We start from the raw sequence: 25,965 nt of genomic DNA on the forward strand, positions 1-25,965 counted from the left end.
CTTGAAGCAGAATGGACTTCTATCTCATACTTAATATAGACTGCAATTACCTTTTCAGAAATTTTAAAACAGGTATATTGGCTACATTAATTGCTATTTATTGACTGGATTGTTCATTAAGATAAATTCGAAATTACATTTGAATTCGTAATGAATATAAAAACATATCTAAAAAAAAATGATTTAACCTTACGATTTGTTGGATGGTTCTTTTTAATAAACTCATTCATATTTTGGCTTGTTGGCTTGGGGTATTTAAAGTCCATTTTATTAAATGCCTCCCTGTTTAAAAATTATATCGCCGATTATTCAAGTCTATCAGGAAAAATTCTCATTCTGGTTTTCTCAGTTTTAAATTATTTTACTTATATGATGTTTTTAGCTTTTCTCCCTGCAATACCAATCATAATAATGGCATTTTTTTTACCTTATAAACGAATAATTTGGATTATCAGTGTTGTTGCAGCTACCACAAGTCTTATTTTTTTATTTGTTGATAGTCAAGTTTTTTCAATGTTTAAGTTTCATCTTAATAAAACAATATTATCGTTTGTTTTTAATTCAGATTGGAGTGTCATTTTCACTTTTTCCAGATATGAACTGATTTTGTCTTTTTTTATGATTGCCTTTATACTCTTTCTGGAGTCTATTGTTGCCTGGTTGGTATGGAAAAAAATAGTTTTAAAAGAACGTTTGAAAATTGGTAAAACCATTTCATTATTTTGGCTCGGTGGGGCATTAATAAGTTATTTTATATTGCTCTTATCGATAGCTCAAAATAATAATTTATTTGCTCAGCAAATACCTAATTTGCCCCTTTATAATCAACTCATTGCTTATACTATCCCTGATAAAAACGCGGATGATATATTACGCCGCTACAGTGAGCACCATTTTACACAGCCTCTTTTCCCCAATTATCCATTGCATTATCCCTTACATCCCATGCAATGTAAGATGCCTGAAAAACCTTATAACATTATCCTTATAATGGTAGATTCACTTCGCTATGATTCCCTAAAGGCAAAATATATGCCGAATACGGCACAATTTGCAAAAAGAAGTTGGCAATTTTCTCAGCATATGAGTGCTGGAAATGCCACACAACCAGGATTGTTTTCTTTATTTTATTCGATTCCCAGTAATTACTCGACGGCAGTCCTGGAGCAAAAAAAATCACCAGTTTTAGTTGATATATTATTACAACATGGTTATCAGACAAAAATTATTTGGTCTGGCTCTATGGCTCCACTACCATTAGATCAGACTATTTATAAAAAAATTGCCAATCTCAATACCAATGGAGCGCCAATAGATGATACCGGAGACAAGGACAGATATTCCACCAGAGAAGCTATCCAATTTTTAACAGATCCTAAAATAAATAACCCATTCTTTCTTCATATTTTTTACAATGCGCCACATGACTATTGTAGATATCAAAGTTTTCCGCAGTTATACAAACCTGCAATAGAAGAATGTGTACGAATTGGAATGACAAATCATGTTGATCCAGTGCCTTACTACAATCGTTATTTGAATGCAGTCACATTTATTGACCAGGAAATTTCGAAAGTATTAGGGGTTATCGAAAAAAAAGGTTATTTAAAAAACAGCATCATTATAATTACCTCTGATCATGGCCAAGAATTTAATGATAATCGTCAAAATTATTGGGGACATACCAGTAATTTTACCCCTATTCAACTACACGTTCCCTTGATCATTCATTGGCCAGGGGAGTTAGCTCGTCGTTTTAATTATCTCACCAGCAGCTATGATATTGTCCCTACAATATTACAGCGTTTATTTGCTTGCAAAAATCCTGTTTCTGACTACAGCATCGGGTATAACTTGCTAATTGAGGGCAATCGAGCCCCATTCCTATTGGTAGGAAGTTATATTAATATGGGAATTTTTGAAGCAGATCGCGCTACAGCATTAGAAACCTCCGGAAGAATTACAATTACTGGTATGAAGGCAGAGCCTCTTGACGATGCGGTACCCAGAATGGATGTTATTACCCAGGCATTGGATTTGATGCGCAAGTATTATGGGAAATAAAAGATTGTCTTTAAAAATAAATTAGCAATTAACCTTTTTATTCTCAATTTAGGCCATACAGCGGATATCTTTAAATTTCTAGGCAAAAATATGGCTATAATTATATATAATTTGCTTGGGAATTAAGTAATGGCAAACCAAACACGTGAAAATTTAATTAATAAGGCAAAGAACGGGTCCGAATCTATCGCGTTAATTTATTCTCCCATAGAACTTCATGAATATATTGTTGAAATTATTTCTAAAGATTCAGATCAATTTATTCATAAAGGAAAGGAAATATGTCATTTTAATTCGATTGATGAAGCAATGTCTCGTGCTACAGAATTAGGAGCAAAAGAATTTTTTCTTTGTGCAGATAATACGTATGATGAATGTGGTTCTTTTAATTCTGTGCAACATTTTGATTATATACCGATTTATTCCAAATTTAAGCGCACTTGAGATAGTTACGATTTCCTGGAATTGATATCAATAATGATGTTAATTTATAATTCGGATGTTGAATAATGTGCTTCTAATATTATTTGAGGTCAAGGATTTTACCAATATCATCTAACTTTAGTTTTTGTGTTGAGAAAATAATTAGTTTTGAGAGGTTACTCTTAAAATTTCAGCAAGTGACGTATCTCCACATAATACTCTTTTAAAACCATCTTCTCGTATACTTGGTGTGGATGGCCGCAAATAATTTTCCATGGTTTGAAGATTTTCATTACGATGGATCATTCCACGGAGAGTTTCATCTACGATAATTAATTCATAAATTCCGGTTCTGCCTTTATAACCCAAGTGGTTGCAATAGTCACATCCCTTAGGTTCAAAGACTTGTGAGACATCAGCATCCGGCTTAAGACCCATTAGCTCCTTTTCTTCCTCTCTTAATTGATGAGGTGTTTTACAATGAGAACATAATTTTCTTACCAGGCGTTGCGCGATGAGGCCAACTATACTGGATGACAATAAAAAGGACTCAACCCCCATATCATGTAAGCGGGTTAGCGCACCCAATGCAGTATTGGTATGAAGGGTTGATAGTACCAGATGTCCGGTTAAGCTGGCTTGAACCGCAATTTCAGCCGTTTCCAAATCACGGATCTCTCCTATCATGACAACATCTGGATCTTGACGCAATATAGCTCTTAATCCTTTGGCGAAAGTCATTTGAACTTTAGTATTAACTTGCGTTTGTCCTATACCAGGCAAATCATATTCAATGGGATCTTCAATGGTTAAAATATTACGAGTCACCTGATTTAATTCAGTCAGCATAGCATAGAGAGAGGTTGTTTTGCCTGAACCTGTAGGGCCTGTGACTAAAATGATGCCATGAGGTTCTGCAATCATTTGTCGTACTGTTTTTAGTGTATGTTTAGGCATACCCAAAAGATTTAAATCCAATTGAGCGGCTTGTTTATCCAATATCCTTAAAACCACTCGTTCGCCATGGTTTGATGGTAAAGTTGAAACCCTGACATCAATATTGTGCCCTCCTATACGCAATGAAATTCGCCCATCTTGGGGAATTCGCTTTTCTGCTATATCCAATTTGGCCATCACCTTGACTCTTGAAATGACTAAAGGGGCGATCGCTCGTTGAATTTCAAGGACTTCTTGTAGAACTCCGTCAATTCGGTTACGCACCAATACTCTGTCTTCATAAGTTTCAATGTGTATATCAGATGCTTTTTGTTTAATGGCTTGAGTGAATAGAGCATTGAGTAAACGGATAATTGGGGCATCATCCTGATTTTCCAATAAATCCTCACTGACGGGTAGTTGACTAGCCAATAAGGACAAATCCATGTCTTCTTCCATGCCTTCAGCAGCATCCAGTATAGATGATTTGGATTGGTAAATATTAGCCAAATGCTGCTGAAAAGTGGACTCATCGACTTTTCTTAAATCAAGTTCGCATTGCAATAATCGTTTTATCTCAGCGAAAGCTTGTAGAGATGTGTTAGGTAAATGATAGACAACAGCCAGATTTTCTTTGATTTCTCCCACAACAATTCCATTGCTTTTGGCAAAACCGTAAGGAATTTTAAGTGATTTTTCTTCATTTTCCATGATTTATTTTGTCATTTTTGATGAGTATTGAGGAGGATTACTAAAAGGTACTGGCAAATTACCTTGAGTTAATGGAGGCAACACCGTTTGATCATCTGTTTGTTCAAAAGCTTCTTGGGATCGAAGCCAATCCAGCTGATATTGACGGACATAATTGTATTTTTCACCAGTGACATGCAAGTTGTCTCTTTCATTGCGTAATATGATAGGTTTAATAAATACCATGAGCACTCGCTTGTCTCTGTTCCGGATGTTGCGTTGGAACAATCTGCCTATTCCAGGTATATCTCCTAAAATGGGTAACTTATTATTATCATTTCCAATACTGTCCTGAATTAATCCTCCAAGCACTACAATATCACCACTTTCAACATGAACTGATGTCACAATGCTGCTGATATTAAAAGTAGGGGTCGTTGTATTGTCTGTTGCGGCAGTTGCGGGATCCAAAGTATCATTCCCCTGGTCAATTTGTAATTGAATTCCTTGTCCACGAGTGATTTGCGGTCTTACATAGAGATGCAAGGCAACGTTAACCCTGTCAAAGGTTGTAAAAGGACTTGCTGTCGTAGTGCCACCTGCATTATTGGGGTAACTGGTTGTTGCTACTGAAACCTGCTTACCTATGAGTATTTTTGCCTGACGATTATCAAGGACTACTACGGAGGGGGTTGATAAAATATTTGCTCTTTGTTCTCTTGCCAAAGCATAAATTTGAGCCTGGAAATCATCTATTCTGGTTTTGCTGTTGATAATGGCAAAGCCTGGTCTGAAATCCTTGGGATTGCCTGTTTGTTGATTGGAACCCCACTCTATTCCCAGATTGTTAACGTCTTTTTCATCCACTTCAGCAACGAGTGCCTCAATTAATAGTTGAGCTGGTTTTATATCTAATTGAGAAATGACTGTTTTTAGAATACGGATGATTGAAGCAGGTGCATTAAGAATAATAGAGTTGGTATTCGGTTCTCCTATTATCTGTACCGTAGGCTTGGTAGATCCTTCATTTTGAGTGCTTGCTGACGTAGTGTTTGCTGTCGCTCCTGACGCATTTAAAGGGGCAGCGCCAGACGAAGATAAGTTTGATGTAGAGCTTTGACCATCAGCAGACGCATTGGCAAGGCTGGAAGCTGGATTGGTGCTGTCTAGTGCGGGTCTTGTAATGGTTCCAATTGTTGTTCCTACATTGCCACTGAAATTGGCTTGGGCTATTCCTGCCAATATGGGAACCAAATCTTCAGCCCTTAAGTAATTCAGGTAAACAACTTGTGTATTTGAATTGACTCCTGCTGAGCTTTCTTTATCCAGTTTCAAGATGAGCATTCGCAAACGAATCCTATCTGTTTTGCTTCCACTGACTAAAATTGAGTTGGAACGGTCATCTGCAGCAATAGTAATTTGTGTTCTGCTGCCAATACCAGGTTGAGTTTTAACTAAATCCTTTAAAGTATTTGCTACATCCATAGCCAAAGCATGATGTAAACGAACCATGTCTATGCCGTTCGCACTTGAACTATCCACTTGTTTAATAATTTCTGCAAGACTTTTAATATTATTTGCCCGGCCAGAAAGGATCAACATATTAGAAGGAGCATAAGCGGAAACGCTGCTCCATTGTGGCATTAATGGCCTTAGAACCGGTACCAGTTGTTCAGAGGGAACATAATGAACAGGTACTACAGCGACCATCATATCGTCACCTCGCGGAGGACTCTTCATTCCGCTGAGTAAATCAGGTGACTGTGTTTTTGCATCAATGTTGGGAATAATTTTGATAATTTCTCCATTTGGTATTGCGGCATAACCTGATACCTGCAGTACTGAGAGAAAGACTTGATATAGTTCGCGGTTGGATAATGGCGTTGATGAAACAATCGATACTTTTCCCTGTACTCTGGGGTCAATAACAAAATTTTTACCTGTAATTCGAGAGACTTCTGCGATTACGGCTCTAATATCTGCGTTGCGTAAGTTCCATAGTTTACTGCCTGGAGGAGACGTTTGCGATTGTTCCATATTTTTAGGCAGTTGGCTTACCCCAAGTGAAGAGGTTTGATTTTTATTAATTTGATTAAACTGTTTTTCTGTCTTTTGTGATAATTTCTCTTTGAGCTCTCTTGCCGTCTGGTAATCATCAATTGGACCAATTTGCACAAGATAAAGATGTTTGTCAGCAAGGTTTTTAATTTCAACTTTTTGATCGACTAATTGGGCAAGTTCATTTTGACGTATTTTGGCGTCTTTTTCGAGATTATAGGCACCTGCTTGAAGATAAAAAATTGTATTGCCATCTTTAGTTACGGTTGAAATATTGACATCATTAGCACGTACTAATGTACAACAAACGAAGGCTAAAAGTATAATTACTATCGAGCGCATTTAAAAACCGTAAAATAATGGATAATGACATAATAACCAAATTTGACTGCTTACCATAGCTTTTTTGATAACTTAGCGCAGGAAATTTAAGAAGTTTTTATTGGTATGGATTTACTCATATCATGTATGCGTTTTAATATGCAGTAAACAATTTTTTTCGGGAAGTAATTTATGGATAATACGTTGATAAAATGGGGAATTTTAGGAACAAGTTTTATCTCCGAAGTGATGGCTGATGCAATTCAGGAGTCCCAAACAGGTAAGCTTATTGCTATTGGGAGCCGATCAATTGAGGTGGCCAAACGATTTTCTGAAAAATTTACTATCCCAAAATTTTATGACGATTATCAATCACTAATTCACAATAATGATATAGATGCTGTTTACATAGGATTGCCGAATCATCTGCATAAAGAATGGATTATTCGTTGCGCACAGGCTGGAAAAAATATTCTGTGTGAAAAACCTTTTGTCATTGGTATAGAAGAAATCCATGAGGTGACTTCAGTTATTGAGAAAACAAATATTTTCTGTATGGAAGCTTTAATGTACCGATATCATCCCTTTATAAAAAAATTACAAGAGATCATTCAAAGCAACATAATAGGAAAGATAAAGTTATATAATGCGACCTACACAGCAAATATTGCAGAAATAGCAAACCCTGTTGCAGGGGGAAGTATTCGTAATCTCGGATGTTACCCAATATCCTTAGTCAGGTTGCTTGCTAACGCCGAACCTGTTGAAATCCGTGGTATAGGAAGAATGAACTGCAAGAACAATACTGATAGCCAAGCCAGTGTTCTTTTAAAATTTGCAGATGATTCAATTGCCGCAGTTTCTACTGCCGATGATATTGAAATGCATTGGCAATTCGAGGTTTATGGAACAAAAGGCTATCTGAAAACAGAAACGAATCCTTGGTTGCCTGACTGTGAGGATAACAAAATTTTTATCTACCTCAATAATGAATTAACACCCAAAGAGATATATGTAAATGCAGAAAAGTCACTTTATACTTACCAAATAGATTTTATCAATGAGCAAATATTGAATGGAGACTCCAAACAATTTAACAAGACGTCCTTATTAGATAGTATGGGAAATGCAATCGTTCTGGAAACCTGGCTAAAACAAATAAACTTTTTAAACACGCGACAGGAATTGTCCAGATTAAAAGATAGGTTGTCTCACATATAAACAGCATTATCCTGGTGATACTAGGTAAGTTTCCCCAAAATTGAGTAGTCTGTTTTTCCTTCGCGCCAGATACCATCCCAATTGACAGGTGGATTAGATGCTAATACTTTACAGCGTTCAATGTAAACGGAAGCTAATTGATCACCAGGATAGGCGGGAGTAAGCCTCGCAAAAGCCTTTATAGATTCTTTCCAGAAACCTTTTTGATACAGAGAAAATGCCTTTTGAAATTCTATTTTATGTTGCTCAAGATTTTCAAGATTTTGAGCTGTAATCAGTTCATAAATCTCGATGCTTTCACGTTTACCCCGGACAGCCACTTCGTCTAACAGCCGGAAAGGGAATTTTTCAGCTACTTGGGTGAATGTGGCGTGACTGACAATGATTTGAGTATGATAATTTTTATTAATTGACTCCAGGCGACTTGCCAGGTTGACTGAATCACCCAAGGCTGTATAACTTAGCCTGTCTTCTGAACCTACATTACCCACAACAGCATTTCCGGTATGAATACCAATTCTGATATTAAATTCGGGAAATCCCAGATGTTTATTTTTTTGGTTAAATAAGATAAGACGATCAATCATAATTTTGGCTGTCAGGCAGGCATGCAATGCATGGTCGGTATCTTTTGAAGGGGCATTCCAGAGTGCCATAATCGCATCGCCAATGTATTTATCCAAAGTACCTTCATATTGTATTACAATCTCGGTCATGGACTGGAAATAATCGGATAAATAGGTCATTAATTTTTGTGGTGAGGTGGATTCTGAAATACTTGTAAAATCTTTTATATCTGAAAATAAAATAGTAATCGTTTGGCTTTGTCCTCCAACTTGAGCAATTTTTCCACTACGCATCAATTTTTTGACTAAAGAACCGGGAACATAACGTTGAAATGAAGCTAAACTGGATCGCAGTGTTGATAGTGTTTTATCCATATAGCTAACTTCTTTAATCCTGGTCTTAAGAAGTGGTCTTGGTTTGAGGTTAAGCATAGTAATTTCTTTTGCTTCTTCTGTTAATTGAATAATAGGATTTGATATTCTTTGTGAAACGATACGAACTAACAATGTTCCAATTAGTAAGACTAATATAGTCAACAAAATATAGCGCGTGCTTAAATCTTTCAGGGGTTCTGTCACATCCGTTTCAGGAACAATAATAATAATATGCCACAGTGCTTTTTCATTCGTACTGGATATAGGTTGGTATGCTAAAAAATATTTTTGATTATTATGAGTATAAGATTTGATAATGGGTTTAAAACCATTAAAATCGAGTTTTTTAAGTGGGATGTTCAGCTTTTTTATCCATTCTGGAGTTAGTTTTTTTCCACGGATGTCCTCTTTATTTTGAGGGGTTCTGAAAGCAATGATATTGGATTCATTGTTGATCACGTAAACCATAGTATTTTTAGTTAATTCCAGTTCCCGGATAAAATGTTGTAAGCCATCAATAGTCAGGTCAAGAGCAATAACCCCCTTTAGTTGCTTCTTTTTATTATAGATTGGTGCAGCACCAGTAATTCCAGGGATCAGAAAGTCACTTTTATCAAATACGTAGAATGTATATACGTTCGTCCATATCGGTTTTTCTGCTTTTATAGCTTGTTGATACCATGGCCGAACTCTGGGATCATAATGGTGGGTCAGCAATTTTTTTTGGATTATTTCTCCTTGTTCGTTTAATTGATAACGAACATTGACAGGAGGTGAGACTGAATTAATCACATGAGTTAATCCTATTATTCCTTTTTGTTCTCTGTCTACTCCTATGAAATCACCATCTGTTGAACCATAGTAAACCATAAATATTTCAGGGTTGTATCGGATTGATTCAAAAAGGAATTTATCAAATTGTTTTGAATCATCAGGCTTAATAATGCCATTATTTATAGCATTTTTCATTTTAACTAAATCTTGATTTAAAGGATTTAAATAGATCTCAAACCTCTCTTTGACGAGTAATGATGTTTGTTCAATTGAGCTTTTAGCGCTACTGTTCAGAACACTATTGAAAGCAATATAGTTAATACCAATAATAGTGAACCCTACCAGGCTTAACAAAAGCACAAATAAGGTAATGATGCTGAGACGTATACTGATTTTAAAATTACTATCCATATTTTTTCCTTCTGATTGAAGGAATTACACAGGTTCTAAGTGAAATACAATTAAGAACTTATTTTAAATAAGCATAGTCTTCTTTAGGCAGAAATACACGCAAACGGTGTGTTTTTCTTGCCAAGACCAAAAATCCTGTTTTTTCAGCAGGATTCCATTCGTTGAAGTTTGAGAAGGGCAAGAAAGCTCAAAATACTTACCAAACTTAATAAGAACATAAAAGTTTCTACTTGCTGAATCCCTATCATACTGGTAATAAAACTAAAGAAAGCTGAACAGTTAAATTGACAAAATAAAGTGATAGCTAATGCAAGAGCCATTTGCTGAGGAAAAGGGCGAACGGCTGATGAGGTTGCTGATGCAACGATAAAGCCTGTTCCAAAATAATAAATCATCATGGGCACTATAAAAGTCAAATATATATTTTCAGCAGAAAAGACAAATAACCACATCAAGGAGGCTGCGAAAATAAAGAAACGTACTCCTAATTTTGTTAATTGGGTGTTGTGATAATATTTTGCTATTAAAGCACAACAAGCGGTACCTAATAAATGCATAATTGCCATGGTGGTCTTGATTGTACCATACTGAGCGCTGGTAAAATTTTCTCCTTTAATAAGAATAAACGAAGCGCTGGTATTGAACGCTGATTCTCCAGCCATCATCAAGGCAGAAATAAAGAGATAAGAAACAAAAAGAGGATGGTTAAAAACAAGCATAATACTATGACCTAGTCGTGGGAAACTGACATCATAGGGTTTGGTTTCTTTTAAACCTTGACATAAAGGTAATAAAAATAGGCCATAAGCAGCAATGATAAGAGAGGCAATTTGCCAATTCCAATAACTGTTTATCAAACCTCCAAAAAATGGAAGGAAGCAAATAAACAACCCGGCTAGAGTGAATAACCACGCAAAGTATTTTGTGGCATTTTGTTCATTATGGGTATCGTTAATCATTGCTCTACCCATTAGAAGGGTGGCACCTACGCTAATTCCCTGAAGAAATCGGCATGCTAAAAAGGGAAGGATAGAGTGATTTAGAACAATCAAAAAATTGCTCAGAATAAATAACAATAATCCTCCAATGAAGATTGGTTTTCTCCCATAACGCTCGGAAAGAAGACCCCATAAAATCATACTGAGTGCTTTCCCCAAAAGAAAAAGACTGATAGTTAGCTGAGCTGTATTGGGAGTTACCGAGAAGTAATCAACTAATGATGGTAAGGCTGGGGTAAGGAAATGTATATCCATATTTCCAAGAAACCAGGTGAATAATACCATAAGAAGAGCATTTTTTTTCATGATTTCACGTTAAAATAAGGTTTAGAAAAATCTGTCATTTGTCTAATATTTACCCGACCATACCCGTAAACAAAAATTGCAAAAAGGCTATAAATTCCGGCAATTATCATAAAAATTGCAGGGTATGGTAGATAAAATGCAAAAATACCACCCAATAGCAATCCAATTAGATTTCCCAGTTTTGCAAATGAATTAGCTAATCCCAAGGCATAACCGGGTAATAAATTCCGATCACTACACAAAGCAAATAATGCAGGTAATAGTGCTGCTAGTACGATTCCCCACAAAATGCGTATAAGTCCAAACAAATAGAAATTGTCCACATTGGCTTGAATTATCATGAGGACAGTACCAAATACACTATAGCGTATTAAATATTGATTAACCAAAGAAGGTTGACTGCGACAGTGGTCAAATTGCTTGCCACACCAGACCGAACTACATAGCATTCCAATTGATGGTAAAGAATAAAGAAATCCAATTAATACCAGATTATTGGAACAATACTTATTTACAAACAGGGTAAAACCAGGATCGGGTAAAAATTTGGCAATTTGGGCTAACATGATTAATACGCAAAGGAAGAAGAAAACGCTTTTTGAAGTGAGGGGATGATGTGATGTTTGTGAACTGTTCTTTATCTGGCGTTTTGTTGAAGAGGGTAATTTGTAGTGCATTGCTACAGTAGTGCCCAGGCATATCAAAGTTGCTAAACCAAATAATCCCTGGTAGTTAGTGAAGCTTAAAGCTAATCCTCCGATAAAACCAGCTGTAGAAGTGGCAATTGCCTTGGAAGACTGCAGGCGAGATAATTGTGTGCTTTTATTTTGCCATTCAGTAATACTTAAGGCATAAGTTTGCATTGCAACAAGAAAACCTGCGAAAGCTCCCTGTATTAATCGGATGATTAAAATCCAGAATACAGAATTTACAAAAATCATGCTGGCCTGGGTCAATACCAAAGCCCAGGACGCTCTCATTAGCATGGATTTATACCCATATCGATCAGCGGCCAAACCCCAGATTGGGGTTAATAGAATGTTAGCTACCATAGGCAAGATTAGACTTAACATGTTGTAAATCACTACCGATGGTATTGGAGTGTTGCTTTTCTGAGCGATTAATAGTGGCAGAAAAGGATTCGTCATTTCCAGGGCCAATATCATCAAAAATTGACCTGCCAACATCATTTTTTGTACGGACTTATTCATTATCTTCGCTCATGGGGTTATCAAGACTGAAAAATATCAAGTTATCCTGATTTTGATTAAGTCGCATGCTCAGCAAACTTTTATGTTGCCAGGGAAGAGAGAATAAATGTTGTTGGAAATTTTGATGTATTAATGGATTAATTTCTTTCCTGATATTTTGTAATAATTGATTTGCAATTTGCTTGAGCAGGATCCAAAGGTTTTTTTCAGGCAAGTTATAACTGATGTGCAAACAATTTATACAAAAAGTTAAGTTGGTTAGCAGGTTTCCATAAATGAAGGTATTAAAAAGATCACTCAGCTCATGGCATGTAATGGTAGAGTCTGGGTGAAGATTGGGTTTGGGTGTTTTATCATATAGCGAATTAAAACAGATCCTAATGCCACCAAGATCTCGAATAACTAATCCAACAGGCCGATTAGACTGAAAAATAACTAAAGTATTTTGTTGCTGGGCTTCCAGAGCAACGCCATAGTTTAATAGTAAATGAAATTGGCATTCGAGGATACATTGACAATATTCAATAAAATATAATTCGGGATCCATAGTACTTGCTTCAATAATTTCAATGAGTAAGGCACGTTGACTGACTGGAGAAAGAGCATAGAGTGCTGCTACAGGTACTAATGTTTGTGAAGCATCGAGCAATTCCAGTGGATTTTCACGTACTATCATAGCCAAATGCTTTTTGTCTTGTGGGGAAATGGATGGGTGTGTGGTGTTAATCCCCGCTAAATCCCTGGCTAAAAATAGTGGTTTTTCAAAGCCTTGATACTGAGCTAGTAATTGCTTAAGCCAATTGGAAAGTGGAGAGGAATTGCTTACTGATGCGGGAGATACAGTACGTAAAGCAGAGGTGGTATGGACTGCTGTGGCTAATTTTAAATGTGGACCTTTGTTATCTAAAGGCATCATCGTTCGAAACGACATGGACGGTTTGGTTTTTTGAAGAGTCTGAGTTAGTACTAATTGCTTTGAAGTGATTAAAGCAGAGGCAAGAATTTGTAATTTGTTACTCCATTGCCAGGGATGAACTGGAAGAGGCAAATACTGCTCTGGATCTAATTGTTGCTTCTGTATTGAATCATTCCACAATTGATATTCCTTAGAAAAATGTTGGGCAAACAATAAAGAATAGCTAGTCGCATCAATTGAAGTAAATGCAACGGAATGATGAATTGCTAGCCAGGGAATATCTACCTGTGCGTTAAATTCAGGGGAATATTGAATTACTTCTTCAGGAATAAACCCTTTTTTTACCCGGAAGTTAGGATGATAAGGATGCCCTATGCAACCCCATTGCTCTAAAAAAGTTAGAATTTGTTGTTTATTATGTTGCTCTGATAACCATGACCATAAGCTGGAATAGTTTTTCGCTTGTTGTTTTAGTGATTGTTGCCAACAATGATAATAAGCAAGAGCCAAGGCCTGATTGTTGATACTTTCATCAAGTTCTTCTTTTAGAAAAGGCCATCGATCAAATGTTTGCTCCAGTTTTTGTATTTTCTGCTGATGATAAAGTAAGTCAAGATAATCATGTATATGAAGACTTTTTATTTCCTTGTCTATTAATCCTTCACTAAATGCTGCATGTTGCAGTCGATCTAAACATTGCTGATGTGCAATGGATATGAAATGTTCCATTTCTGATTGTGAAATAAGAAGGTCTTTTTCAAGTAATAAACTGTGTAATGGATTATTTATTTTATAAGAATTATTTAAAACTGCTGCCATGACTATTTCCGTGAATAAGTAAGAAACGACAACACTATAAATGATAATGATTATCATTTGCAACAATATATTGTGATTTATTTACTTAAATAATAGAAAGATAGTTTTTTATTTTTGATTGAGTGCCTGAATTTAAAAATTCAGTATGGTTTGTAATGCCAAATTATTCATTTTTGTATTACGGCCATTTACAAAATGATTGATTCCCGAGGCTACGGCACTATTTCCATAACTATAGTCCCTGGAATACTGAAATTGAATACCAAGATAAGGAACAGGAGTCGCTGACAATCCCAGGCCTAGTCTTTGTTCCGGTATTCCAAGTGCCAGAGCTTGAAAAGTGTAGTCATAAAAACCAATGATTTTAAAAGAAAATTTTTTAATATTAACATCATAACTATTTTGTAGACTTAATGCTTTTGGTATAGCTCTTCTATTGTTATAGCTCATGTCTTCTAATGCAAAGGGGTTGATTGCAGTAACATAGGTAAGATAAGTGCTTATTTTTTTGTATTTTAAATTAAAATAGGTTGCAAATCCTGGAACCCTTGCTTTTAATGAGTATGATAAAAATCCACCAAAACCTTTGTTATATTGAAATAATTGACTTTCTGCTAATGAGTATAAATAACTGACTCCTACATCAATGGTTTGATTATGCACTCCTGTGTTCAGATTGTAATAAAGTGGAAGTGATGAAGTGCTTATGCGAGAATAAGGTTTAAAAAAAGAGGCGTTAGCATAATACAAGGAATCGTATCCAATAATAGCAGTAACTTCGTTTGTTTGCCCCAAGGCTTTTGTGAGTGGTTTATAAATCAAATCACTTTTATAATTTCCAAACGTGAGCCATTTTTTCCCAAATGCAAGGAAAATATTTGAAGGCTCTATTTTGAGTTCGTCATAAAATTGCTCAAAGTAAAATTGAGGAGCAACTGGGGTAGGTGAGGTGTTATAAATTAGCAATCCTTTCATTTTATTCCGATCAGTTAGCTGTAATTCAGAACCCATTTTGATATTGGACAGCTGTTGATTCAGTACATATTTTTCACCTTGCATTGCTGGATTGGTGGCATTAAAAAATAGATGTCCATCGTAGGTAAATTTTTCATTTTTAAATAAAAAGTCTCCCGCGTTAGCAAAAGCAAACACGGTAACAATCAGCATTAATATTCCAAAAATAATTCTTGTTTTAATGTAATTTCTTATATACAACATATTGTTTGATTTTAAATAAAAATGATAATCATTATCATTTAAAATCAAACAATATGGAATTATTTTTTTATTGACATAACGCCCCACGTAGCAATCTGTTTTTATCAGGACTTACAAAAAGACCAATCTATTCATTAAAAAATGTTGTCAATTCGGTTACTTAGCCTATACACAACTCCATGATTAAAAACATTTTTGCTTTGGCTTTGGAGTTTTACGTAAATTCAGATGATGTGATAAATTGATGAATTCAATTCATGGAAATTTAAGAGGTTAAACTATGGTTATTTATGAAGTGAACCTAGCCATTGATACGGAGATATATCCCCAATTTCGATCCTGGCTCAAGAAGCATGTTGCCGAAATAATCCAGTTTCCCGGATTTATCCAGGCCAGCATTTTAAAGCAGGAAAAACAAACAACTTTGGGGAAGATAAAATTAACAGTTCAATACCAGCTGGACAATAGAGATAACCTGGCAAGGTATTTGTGTGAGATGGCGCCTAAGATGCGTGAGGAAGGTATTCATTTGTTTCAAGATAAGTTTTCTGCTGACAGACGAATCTTTGAAGTTCAGGATGTTATATTAAAGTAATTGTTGTTCAAGTGTGCCAGTATTAACGATTCACTTCTTGTAACTATAAAATACGAAGCGTTAATACCAGCCATTTATTTTATCCGCGTCCCTCTTGTACTCCTGCTGGAAGCCCTGTGATACCTCCTGGACAGAACCTGATGGTATAGCTTGTGGAGTTAGGTTGTCCTGACAGGTTGTTAGTACAAGTAAATCCACTCGTTTTATCATCAAAAGGATAAATATAGGCAGAAGGGCAAGCTTGCTTCATCCATTGAATCATTGGCTGTACAAAAGAATTCCACTGGGCATTGGTTTGTGGTTGCAATGCGCCAGGCTGAGTACAACTTTCTGTATTCGGATTTGCTTGAATCACTACATTGCTGGTTTGAGCAGTATTCCACCAGTCTACACACCCACAACATTGGGCAATGTCGGTAGAGGAAGAGGAGGGATAGGCATTATAACATGTATTATACCTTGGGCCGGTAAATCCTGTGGGGACAGAGCAAAGCATCAAATTCGACAGGACGGCACCCGATGGGTAAAAAGGCGTTGTAGAGGTGGGAAGGGGTTGATTGCATTTAAAATAATTCTGTACTGCAGCAGGAACACTACTGGAACCACAGACTTGATCGGCAGACCAATATCCTAAAAAATTGCCACAAACCTGATTAAAATTGCTGTCTAATCCGCATAATGTCATCGCAGGGCAACCAGGATTTGCTGAGGTGATTGAGCAGCCTTGACCACCACCGGTTACCCAGTAAAATCCATTCCCTGGCACTTGATCAATAACTGGTACTGTGGCTGTATTCCAATTGCAAGCTCCAAATCCATTGGCAGTAGTGTCCTTACCGGGTTCTCCGCAATTGTAATTATTCGGGGTAGCAGCAATAGTCGTGACTCCTGATTGATAATAAATCGCTTGCATGGAAATTGGAATATGAAAACCATTGATGACTTCGACATCATAACTGTCAGAGGTGGTTAAATTCATCGTGATTTCAGCCTGGGTGGCAGGTTGTGTAAAACCAATGCCTGGCGCACAAGAGGTAGTACCGCCATTATTCCCGCAAGCCGCTTGTTGACAGGTTACACCGTTGCACAGAGTGCTTGCCGAAATATTTCCACTCCATTGAATATTGGGATCAGCATTCGTAACAGGAATGGTCACGTTATTCGTGCCACCAGCAGCGGTCAGTAAATAGGCCTGAGGGACAACCACCACATTGGGAGACGGATTGTTCCAAAAGCACTTGTTCGTACTGGTATTACAGCTTGTTCCATTTGGGCATGGCGTGCTTGGGCAGTTGGGTGAGCTAGCTAATTGGCTCCCATTAAGTGAAAACCACACATCAAAATCACACTCATTGATTAAAGTCACTGTTCTTTCTGTTGGTAATGTAGCAAGCACTGTACCGGAAGTGATGGCCGTTGCATCTGGCTGGGGATTTCCTCCAAAAGAGTAGGGAACTGTTGCGGTAAGAATGTAGGTAAGTGGGGGGGCAACTGCAGCAGGTGCTGTGAACGTAGCAGTCATTTGACAGGCCGCATTGGTCAATGTTTGCGGGGTGCAGCTGGAGCTGGTGATGTTTATAGTCCCGTTACAATTATTAATACCTTCCAAGCAGGTTATTGTGCCATTATTTGTAATATCCACAGTGCCACTGGCTGTAAATAAAAACTGGACTGTATATACGGTGTTTGCAATCATCAATGGGGGAAGATAATTCGGAGGTACTAAAGTGCCCACAAGCGGAGCCGCTGGATTGGCTATTTGTGCGCTTGCTCTGGCTGCCGCCGGGCTTCCAGACGGTCCTGAATAGGACAGACTTGCTATAACTTGTTGAATCGATGGGCTTGCCGAGGTTACTGTGTATGTGCCATCGACCTCACAAACTCCTCCGTTGGGAGGAAGTGTGTTATTACAAGTTGTAGTAAAATTGGGGGTGCCTAATGATTGTAAGACACTGACTGACAAATTGGTGGCGGGTATAGCACTATAATTGGTAAAGGTAAATTTATAACTGCTAGTGGTGCCTGTAGCAAATGGATTGGGGAAAGGGGTAATGACGAAGCTAACGATTGGAGTCAAAGACTGTCCTGTACTTAAGGTGCTCGTTTGAGGTAAAGGTACTCTATCCTTGCTATATCCTGCAATAGTCAACTGCAGTGTTTTAAGACCGATTACAAGTGGGTTTAATGCCACAACAACGGTACAGGATTCTCCGGAGCTCAACAGCCTACCTGAACATTGATCATTAAAATTGAATTCTGTGTTGGGACTGGCAGTTCGTTCTATAATCAAGGCCTTGGCTAATCGAAAGGGCAGTTGATTGGTAAAAGTATAAGTCACAGTATAAGTCTGACCAACGCTGCTTTGAGCAGGAAACACCCCGCTGACTCGCCAGCTTATGGGATCTTTTCCTGCGTAAGCCAACAAGGCAGATAACATAAGAATTGTGGTGATTATGATGCGAGTTGAGTATTTCATGATGGTCCTTTCACCCATTATTTTTATGAAGATTAAATCAGTCATCTTGGATAAATTACCGCTGGAAAGCCAAAGGTAATTTCTGGTTTCTCAATATTTGGAGTTTTAGCTTGCGCCTCATATTTGATTAACCATGGAACAAATAGGTAAAGCCTAATGTTCCTGCATTGCTTGTCAAATTTTTCGAGGACAATGTCTCTCTATTCCAGCTATCAGTACCATAACCAGAACGTACTTTGCCTAAATCGGAATATTCGTATCCCAAGGAAAGCAGCCATTGAGGCTTTATTTCCCAATCCAGACCAGCTCCCAGTTGGTAAGCAAACACAGTAGTCGTATGATTGGCAAAATTGGGGCTGATGCGAGGTGTGACATCGGGCAAGGCGCTTTCATAATATTGACTTCCTTTATTGGAGCTCACTCCAACGCCTCCTTGCACAAACGGCATTAAGTTTTTCCAACTAATAACATTGGCTTTTGCGGAAGCTAAAACCAAATCAGATTTTATTTTCCATTGATAATTATAATTGGTGAATTCGGGTAAACTGTACTGAATTACCTGTCCATTAATGTCCATATTAAAGAAATGGGAATAGTATATCCCAACCGAAAGCGCAGGGAGAATCATATTGGTAAATCGATAGCCTCCGCCAATACCTAACACTAAAGAGGAATCGGAACTGTTGGTATAAATATCCTTATCAAAAGGACTTGCAAAACCACTGTCATTATTTACGGTAAACTGATCATCCGGCGTTGTTTCTTGCCCTCCGATTTTAGCGGCTACATACCAACTTCCTTTCTTATCCACCATTTCTTTAGCTACAGAATGAGTTGGAAGAGGGCGAGAAGTTTTCTTAACAAGCATTTGCGGTTTTGACTTAATATTGAGTGTCTGCTTTGGTGATGAATAATGATTTATCTGAGCAAGATTTGAATTTTGTGAAAGTTTTATGCTGAGTTGATGGAGTTCTTGTGTATTGACAGGCCCTACACGCACTACAAAAGTATTGCCTGAATAGCTAATGATTACAGGATATTTTGTTTTCGCTTGAATTTTTCTTGCCAACTGCTGAGCATTGTTTTTTTGGGTAAAAGCGCCTAACTGAAGAATATAAATTTTTTTCAGACTTTTTCCGGTAATATGTGTAGCATTTTGTGTTCCATAAATTATCTGAGATGAAAAAGCAACGTTAATACAGTGTAAATTCAATGTGATTATAAACAGAAGTGCCACATATCGTTTTAAGTTAATCCTGAACAAAATAAAATCCGTATTATGAAATGTGATGAGAAACGATGCTACTATAGTTTCTTTTTGTGATGCAAGATGATTATCAAATATTATTTCTGAGTAGAGCCTGATTCGATTACAGTGCATATTAAGTTGTTTGAAGTGATAAAGGAATAGCAGAATGTGAAGAAGCGGGGATTGCTGACTGCAAGTGTTTGCCTAATCAGAATGTAAATGGTGGCTATGGGTGGACTCGAACCACCGACCTCAGCATTATGAGTGCCGCGCTCTAACCGGCTGAGCTACATAGCCACAAGAGGTCGTGATTTTGTCTTTTTCATGTGTTTATGTCAAGACTGTTTTCTGAGTTTTTTATAATTAATTTATATTCAATTTAATTTTCATTATTTTTGCAGTGGGGTAGGGTACTTGCCAGTAGTTCTATTTTCTATATCGAAAGAGGTCATTATGCCTGAGCAAGAGTTCGTTTGGGGAGAAATTGATACTCAGCATTAACAGAAGCAAAATAGTTCATCAAGATTTTAGCCCATCTCTATGAGATGGGCTAAAGAAAAGGTTTTTTATCAAAGCAAGACATCTATATGATTAGCAGGTAGAGCGCTCCAGCTCCTCTCAATACCTGGACTAATAACTGTTTCTTTTTCTCGTGTGCAACGGTTTGTAACGATTTAATGTCTTTAATCGGTGTTTTATTAGCAGAGATGATAATATCTCCTGGTCTTAAGCCAGCTCGCCAGCCTGCACTGGTTTCCGAAGCGCCTACGACTTGAACGCCAACAACATTACCATGAGGCGGGGATTCTTGTTCAAAATTACGTAAGGCTAATCCGTAGAGAAATGGATTATTGGATTGTAATTTTTGTTCATGTTTTTTGATGTCAGTGACTTCTACATCCAATGTAAGCGGCTTATTATCCCGTAAGATTTTAATTTTAGCAGTAGAGCCTGCTCGCAACAGGCTAATTGTTGTTTTTACCTGCGTTGCCTGGGTTATTTTTGTATCATTAATTTGTACAATGATGTCGCCTGATTTTAGACCGGCCAATTGGGCGGGTGAATTTTCATTGACTTGCGATACTAAAGCCCCTTGAAAATCTTCGGCGTATCCCATTGATTGGGCAAGCTCTGGTGTTAAATGCTGAACAAATATACCCATTAAACCACGATGGATGGAACCAAATTTAATGATTTGTTGCGCTACATCTTTCACCATATTAATTGGGATGGCAAAACCAATACCTACGTTACCACCATAGGGTGAAATAATGGCTGTATTAATGCCAATTAATTCGCCTTTTGCATTAACCAAAGCACCTCCTGAATTACCAGGGTTAATTGCTGCGTCAGTTTGAATAAAGTTTTCAACGCCTTCAATATTCAAATCGCTGCGTTTTAAGGCACTCACTATTCCAAACGTTGCAGATTGGCTATTTCCAAAGCTGTTTAATCCAAAGGGGTTTCCAATAGCAACAACATAATCACCGACTTCCAGTTTATCAGAATCACCAATTACCAAGGATTTCAAATTCTTAGCATCAATTTTTAAAACAGCCAAGTCTGTTTCGCTATCACCTCCAATCAGGCGAGCCTTTAATCTTCTGCCATCTTGAAGTGTTATAGTAATTAAATTAGCGTTACGGATAACATGGTCATTCGTTATAATAATTCCATTTTTAGGATCAATAATAACACCTGACCCAATGCTTTCAAATTTTCTGCCTTTTTCAGGTATTCTGGAAGGCTGCTTGTTGTTTTGTCCTTCATCATCTTCTGAGTTTCCAGAAGAGGACAGATCATTAGGCAAGTACCCTTGAACAGCCACGTTAACAATAGCGGGCATGGCATTTTTTAGAACAGGAGCTAGGCTGGGCATATTGGCGGCATCTTGCGCTGCATCAGCTATAGGGATGAAAAATACAAGCAGACTTGCTATGAATAATCTTATACGTGTAATCATATTATTAATCCTGATTTTACTCATTAATCCAGATGAAAGTGCCTATTCTACCTGTTTGTGATTCTCTGCGATAGGAATAGAACTCATTTTTTAACTCAAAAGTACACAAATTTGACTGAAACACCGATTTTACCCCTTCCAAATTAAGAACTATTTCAGCAATTTGGGGTAAATCAGCTAACCATTTGCTATGAACAGGCTCAAACGCTTTCCTGGTTAAGGGGTGTTTAGTGGTAAAAGATTGATAAACCTCCTCACCAACTTCATAGCATTTTTGACAGATAGCAGGGCCTATCCAGGCAATTATATCTGACATATTGCTGTTTAGCTTTTTTAGTGTATTTTCAATAATACCATTATACAGTCCTTTCCATCCAGCATGAATGGCGGCAATTTCAGTTCCTTCTCGATTGCATAGCAATATGGGTAGGCAATCTGCTGTCATAATGACTAAAGGGAGTTTAGGTAAACGTGTAATTGCAGCATCAGCATCTCTGGTTTTTTCAATCTCTGCCGTGATGCATTTTGTGCTATGCGTTTGCTCCAGCCAGACAGGCTCTGAAGGAAGATTGATAAGCTCAATGAGTTGTTGTCTGTTTTTGAGTACACGCTGTTCATTATCACCAACATGCAGCCCAAGGTTATTGCTTGTATAGGGTCCGTCACTGAAACCATACAAACGTGTAGTACTCAAAGCGGTAATATTTTTAGGAGCCGGCCAACTGGCAAATCTATTTTTCATCATGTTGATCCAGAGTGTTTAACAAGTGTTTGAAATCATCGGGTAATAACGCATTGAGTGTTATCTCTGTATTTTTTACAGGATGATAAAATGAAATGGAACAGGCATGAAGCGCTTGTCTTTTAAATTGTTTTAGTACCGAGAGTATTGTCTCATCGGTATTGGGCGGAAACTTCATTCTCCCACCATACAGTTGATCGCCTACAACCGGGTGGTTAATGTGGTTCATATGCACTCTTATCTGATGAGTGCGTCCTGTCATTAAGCTGACATTCAGTAAAGTAAAGCTATCGTAACGTTTATTGATATTATAATGGGTAATAGCTTGACGTCCGAAGTCAGTTACAGCCATCTTTAATCTATTTTTGGGATGCCTGCCAAATCCCGTATCTATTGTTCCACCGGAAATGACATAACCATGAACTAATGTCAGATAGTGACGTTTAATTTCGCGATTTTGCATTTGCCTGATGAGAGAAGTATGACTAATCAGGTTTTTAGCTACAATCAGCAGGCCAGTAGTATCTTTATCCAATCTATGAATAATTCCCGCACGAGGAAGTAGTTGCAGTCTGGGACAATGATGAAGCAGCGCATTAACGAGTGTATGTTCCTTGTTTCCCGCACCGGGGTGTACCACTAGACCGGCTGGCTTGTTAACAACAATTACTTCACTGTCTTCATAGATTATCTGAATTGGAATGTTCTCAGGTTTACAAAAGTTAAAATCTGTATTAACTATGGTATGGTCCACATTAATCGTAATTAAATCACCGCCCAGCGCTTTATCTTTGGGTTTGCAAGGCAGATTATTAAGGGTAACAGCACCTGTTTTAATCCAGTTACTTATAAGAGAGCGCGAATACTCAGGAAGCAGCCTGGCAATCACGCTATCTACTCGTTGGTTATGTAATTCGCGAGGTACAGATAATTGTTGTTGGATATGCTCAATCATTAGGCTGGTTGCATCTCCTTTTCAAGCAGCCTTCCTCGCAATGAATTAGGTAGTGCATCACTAATTTGAACATCTATAAATTGTCCAATTAAATGAGGTGGTCCATCAAAATTAACTACACGGTTACATTCAGTACGACCAGATAATTGCTGTGAACTTTTCTTGGAAAATCCAGTAACCAGAATTTTTTGCTTGCTGCCTATCATTGATTCACTGTAACGAGCGGCATTCATTAATAATCTGTTTTGCAAAATCTGTAAACGTTGCTTTTTTACCTCCATAGGCGTGTCATCAGGCAAATTTGCTGCAGGAGTTCCTGGCCTTGGGCTGTATATAAAACTGAAAGAGGTATCAAACCCTATTTCATGTACCAGATCCATGGTGTCTTGGAAATCTTTATCTGTTTCTCCAGGGAAACCTACAATAATGTCAGTAGATAAGCGTATGTCTGGTCGAATTTTCCTTAGTTTACGAATTTTGGATTTAAATTCCAAGGCTGTATACCCACGCTTCATTAAAGATAAAATGCGATCGGAGCCGCTTTGCACCGGAAGGTGTAAATGATTGGCAAGCTCAGGAACCTCGGCATAGGCATTGATTAGATTTTCTGAAAATGCCAAAGGATGTGAGGTTGTGAAACGTATTCTGCCTATTCCATCGATAGCGGCAATATAATGAATTAACAAGGCGAGATCGGCTATATCCCCATTATCCATAATGCCTCTATAGTCGTTCACATTTTGGCCTAGTAAATTAATCTCTCTGACGCCTTGAGTAGCCAATTGATAGCATTCTGCCAATACATCATCAAATGGCCTGCTGATTTCTTCGCCGCGCGTATAAGGCACTACACAGAAGCTGCAATATTTACTACAGCCTTCCATTATAGATACAAAAGCCGTAGGACCTTCTGCTCTTGGTGCGGGTAAATGATCAAATTTCTCTATTTCAGGAAAACTGATATCAACAACGGACTTATTTTTTTCAAGTCTTTCATTAAGCAGGGCAGGGAGTCTGTGCAATGTTTGTGGCCCAAATACGATATCAACAAACGGTGCTCTTTTTATGATATCTGAACCTTCCTGGCTTGCTACACATCCTCCCACTCCAATGAGTACATTAGGATTTTTAGCTTTATATTCCCGCCATTGACCCAGTTGAGAAAACACTTTTTCTTGAGCTTTTTCTCGAATTGAGCATGTGTTTAATAAAATAACATCGGCATCCTCGACTTGATCAGTTTTGACCAAACCGTGGGAAGCATAAAGTACTTCTGCCATTTTAGAAGAATCGTATTCATTCATTTGGCAGCCATTTGTTTTAATGTATAATTTCTTAACCATTTTCATTCTACAAGTTGAAATTGCGGTATTATTTCATTAATTGACACTTTGGCAATAGGTTTCTTTGATTTTTGGTAATATCAGCAGCGCAACTAACATGCCTATTGGAAGAATTGACAAAGCAGTGTAGTAAGCCTCCAAAGGATAAACTCTTACAGTCCCCATCATTTGGCCTTGCCACATTTTATCGAGAATATAACCAATCAGGGGTTGCGCCAATGCTATTCCAACCATATTCATCATATTCATGAAACTAAGCCCAGTTGCCACATATTTTTTATTACATAATTCTTTGGCTACTGAGAAAGCTGGCAAAAAGCCCGCAGAAAAGATACCAAAGGCAAACAGTAGAAGCTCCATAGTAATTGAAGAAGTTATGGGAGCAAAAATAAAGAGCAAAGAACAAATCATTGCCCCTACACATCCAATATACATAGGTGGCTTACGTAATCCAATACGGTTTGAAAACAAGCCCCATAAAGGACTGGCTATTGCCCAACCCACAAATACTAATGAGATAAAATTAGCGGCGGTTGATTTCGCAATTAGCATTTTATTCATCAGGAAAGGAACCCCCCAAAGCCCGCAAAATACAGGTGTTGCCATGTACATTAGCCCACCATAGGTAGCAACCAGCCATAGTTGTTTATTCTTTATTAATGTCAGTAGACTTGGGATTAAACGTTCTTCTTCGACAGGATGTTGATGGATAGAGGGAGAAAAGTTCTTGGGAGTATCTCTGGCAATTAAGATGAGCAAAGTTGCTAAAAGAAGCCCTACACTGCCCATGATAATCATGCTTTCTCGCCAGCCAAAATTATCAATTAGAAGAGCCAAAGGTGTTTCTCCACCTATTGCACCCATCATCCCTATGGTGACCATCAAACCTGTCAATAATGCGAATTTTTGGGCTGGAAACCAGTTAGCTGCCAATTTCATGGTGCCAACCGCAGCAAATGCAGAACCAAATCCAATCATCAGTCTCGCGACACAGGCCATGAAGAAATTATCAGTCATGCCGAAGGCAATAGTACTTACGGCACAAACTACTGTGGCAAGAGTTAATAAACGTTGTGGGCCAAAATAATCCATTAGAACACCGCCAGGAAGCTGCATGGCAGCATAGGAGTAGAAATAAATGCCCGACAGAATACCTAAAGTATGACTGGTTACCGAGAAATCTCTCATGAGTTCATTACTCATTACGCTTGGGGATACCTGTAGTAAACATTCATAAAAGTAGAATAAACAACCCAAGCCCCACACCATCCAGGGCATAATTAAGCTAACACTCGCTTTATTGAGCGATTCGGATTGTACATTGTAATGAGCCAT

The 25,965-nt window shown here is 37.6% G+C and carries 18 protein-coding genes and 1 tRNA gene; 4 read left to right on the forward strand and 15 right to left on the reverse strand.

All coding sequences use genetic code 11. The features are described 5' to 3' along the window. Positions 1-150 precede the first annotated feature (150 nt). Positions 151-2,064, forward strand: coding sequence for a DUF3413 domain-containing protein (locus EL201_RS06710; protein ID WP_027221504.1), 1,914 nt, complete (start codon positions 151-153; stop codon positions 2,062-2,064). 129 nt (positions 2,065-2,193) lie between these two features. After that, positions 2,194-2,508 (forward strand): DUF6482 family protein, encoded by a 315-nt coding sequence (locus tag EL201_RS06715; protein ID WP_027221505.1) that lies wholly within the window; start codon positions 2,194-2,196, stop codon positions 2,506-2,508. Between the two features lie 141 nt (positions 2,509-2,649). Here EL201_RS06715 and lspE read toward each other — a convergent pair whose 3' ends face one another. Continuing rightward, positions 2,650-4,134, reverse strand: a complete 1,485-nt coding sequence (gene lspE / locus EL201_RS06720) for a GspE family T2SS ATPase variant LspE (protein ID WP_027221506.1) — start codon at positions 4,132-4,134, stop codon at positions 2,650-2,652. Between the two features lie 3 nt (positions 4,135-4,137). Then, positions 4,138-6,513, reverse strand: coding sequence for a GspD family T2SS secretin variant LspD (gene lspD / locus EL201_RS06725; protein WP_027221507.1), 2,376 nt, complete (start codon positions 6,511-6,513; stop codon positions 4,138-4,140). A 171-nt stretch (positions 6,514-6,684) separates the two neighbouring features. On the opposite strand from lspD, the gene EL201_RS06730 reads away from it, so the two are divergent. Further along, a complete protein-coding gene (locus EL201_RS06730; RefSeq protein WP_027221508.1) occupies positions 6,685-7,713 on the forward strand; it encodes a Gfo/Idh/MocA family protein in 1,029 nt (342 codons plus the stop codon). Positions 7,714-7,733: 20 nt separating this feature from the next. Here the strand turns inward: EL201_RS06730 and EL201_RS06735 are convergent, their stop codons facing one another. The 5 genes from EL201_RS06735 to EL201_RS06755 all read right to left on the reverse strand — a co-directional run bounded on the left by EL201_RS06735 (position 7,734) and on the right by EL201_RS06755 (position 15,307). Further along, on the reverse strand, positions 7,734-9,839 hold the full coding sequence (locus EL201_RS06735; RefSeq protein WP_027221509.1) for an adenylate/guanylate cyclase domain-containing protein: 2,106 nt from the start codon (positions 9,837-9,839) through the stop codon (positions 7,734-7,736). A gap of 143 nt (positions 9,840-9,982) precedes the next feature. Then, entirely contained in the window at positions 9,983-11,143 is a 1,161-nt protein-coding gene (gene lbtC, locus EL201_RS06740) for a legiobactin import MFS transporter LbtC (RefSeq protein ID WP_027221510.1), read from the reverse strand. Further along, a complete protein-coding gene (locus EL201_RS06745; protein WP_027221511.1) occupies positions 11,140-12,354 on the reverse strand; it encodes an MFS transporter in 1,215 nt (404 codons plus the stop codon). Before EL201_RS06745 ends, lbtC begins: the two co-directional genes overlap by 4 nt. Further along, positions 12,347-14,089 carry an IucA/IucC family protein gene (locus tag EL201_RS06750; RefSeq protein WP_027221512.1) on the reverse strand — a complete coding sequence of 581 codons (1,743 nt, stop codon included), beginning with the start codon at positions 14,087-14,089 and terminating at the stop codon, positions 12,347-12,349. The genes EL201_RS06745 and EL201_RS06750 overlap by 8 nt, the downstream gene beginning before the upstream one ends. 132 nt (positions 14,090-14,221) lie before the next feature. Beyond that, positions 14,222-15,307, reverse strand: a complete 1,086-nt coding sequence (locus EL201_RS06755; protein ID WP_080273047.1) for an LbtU family siderophore porin — start codon at positions 15,305-15,307, stop codon at positions 14,222-14,224. Positions 15,308-15,587: 280 nt separating this feature from the next. On the opposite strand from EL201_RS06755, the gene EL201_RS06760 reads away from it, so the two are divergent. Next, positions 15,588-15,902, forward strand: a complete 315-nt coding sequence (locus EL201_RS06760; protein ID WP_027221514.1) for a DUF4286 family protein — start codon at positions 15,588-15,590, stop codon at positions 15,900-15,902. Positions 15,903-15,981: 79 nt separating this feature from the next. Here EL201_RS06760 and legT read toward each other — a convergent pair whose 3' ends face one another. From legT to EL201_RS06800, 8 genes are all read right to left on the reverse strand, one after another. Then, positions 15,982-18,423 carry a Dot/Icm T4SS effector LegT gene (legT, locus tag EL201_RS06765; protein WP_080272913.1) on the reverse strand — a complete coding sequence of 814 codons (2,442 nt, stop codon included), beginning with the start codon at positions 18,421-18,423 and terminating at the stop codon, positions 15,982-15,984. An 82-nt stretch (positions 18,424-18,505) separates the two neighbouring features. Continuing rightward, the gene (locus EL201_RS06770; protein ID WP_027221516.1) at positions 18,506-19,642 is read right to left on the reverse strand and encodes an SPOR domain-containing protein; all 1,137 of its coding nucleotides are present in this window, start codon (positions 19,640-19,642) and stop codon (positions 18,506-18,508) included. 205 nt (positions 19,643-19,847) lie between these two features. Beyond that, positions 19,848-19,924: transfer RNA gene (locus tag EL201_RS06775), tRNA-Met, on the reverse strand. Positions 19,925-20,210: 286 nt separating this feature from the next. Next, entirely contained in the window at positions 20,211-21,590 is a 1,380-nt protein-coding gene (locus tag EL201_RS06780; protein WP_027221517.1) for a Do family serine endopeptidase, read from the reverse strand. Between the two features lie 16 nt (positions 21,591-21,606). Next, complete coding sequence (gene pgeF / locus EL201_RS06785; protein ID WP_027221518.1) at positions 21,607-22,332, reverse strand: peptidoglycan editing factor PgeF; 726 nt, start codon at positions 22,330-22,332, stop codon at positions 21,607-21,609. After that, positions 22,322-23,287: a 23S rRNA pseudouridine(1911/1915/1917) synthase RluD gene (gene rluD / locus EL201_RS06790; protein ID WP_027221519.1), complete on the reverse strand. Its 966-nt coding sequence runs from the start codon at positions 23,285-23,287 to the stop codon at positions 22,322-22,324. The genes pgeF and rluD overlap by 11 nt, the downstream gene beginning before the upstream one ends. Then, the gene (gene miaB / locus EL201_RS06795) at positions 23,287-24,630 is read right to left on the reverse strand and encodes a tRNA (N6-isopentenyl adenosine(37)-C2)-methylthiotransferase MiaB (RefSeq protein ID WP_027221520.1); all 1,344 of its coding nucleotides are present in this window, start codon (positions 24,628-24,630) and stop codon (positions 23,287-23,289) included. The genes rluD and miaB overlap by 1 nt, the downstream gene beginning before the upstream one ends. A gap of 36 nt (positions 24,631-24,666) precedes the next feature. Further along, positions 24,667-25,965, reverse strand: a complete 1,299-nt coding sequence (locus EL201_RS06800) for an MFS transporter (protein WP_027221521.1) — start codon at positions 25,963-25,965, stop codon at positions 24,667-24,669.

Source organism: Legionella pneumophila subsp. pascullei (assembly GCF_900637585.1).
Taxonomy (GTDB): Bacteria; Pseudomonadota; Gammaproteobacteria; order Legionellales; family Legionellaceae; genus Legionella; species Legionella pascullei.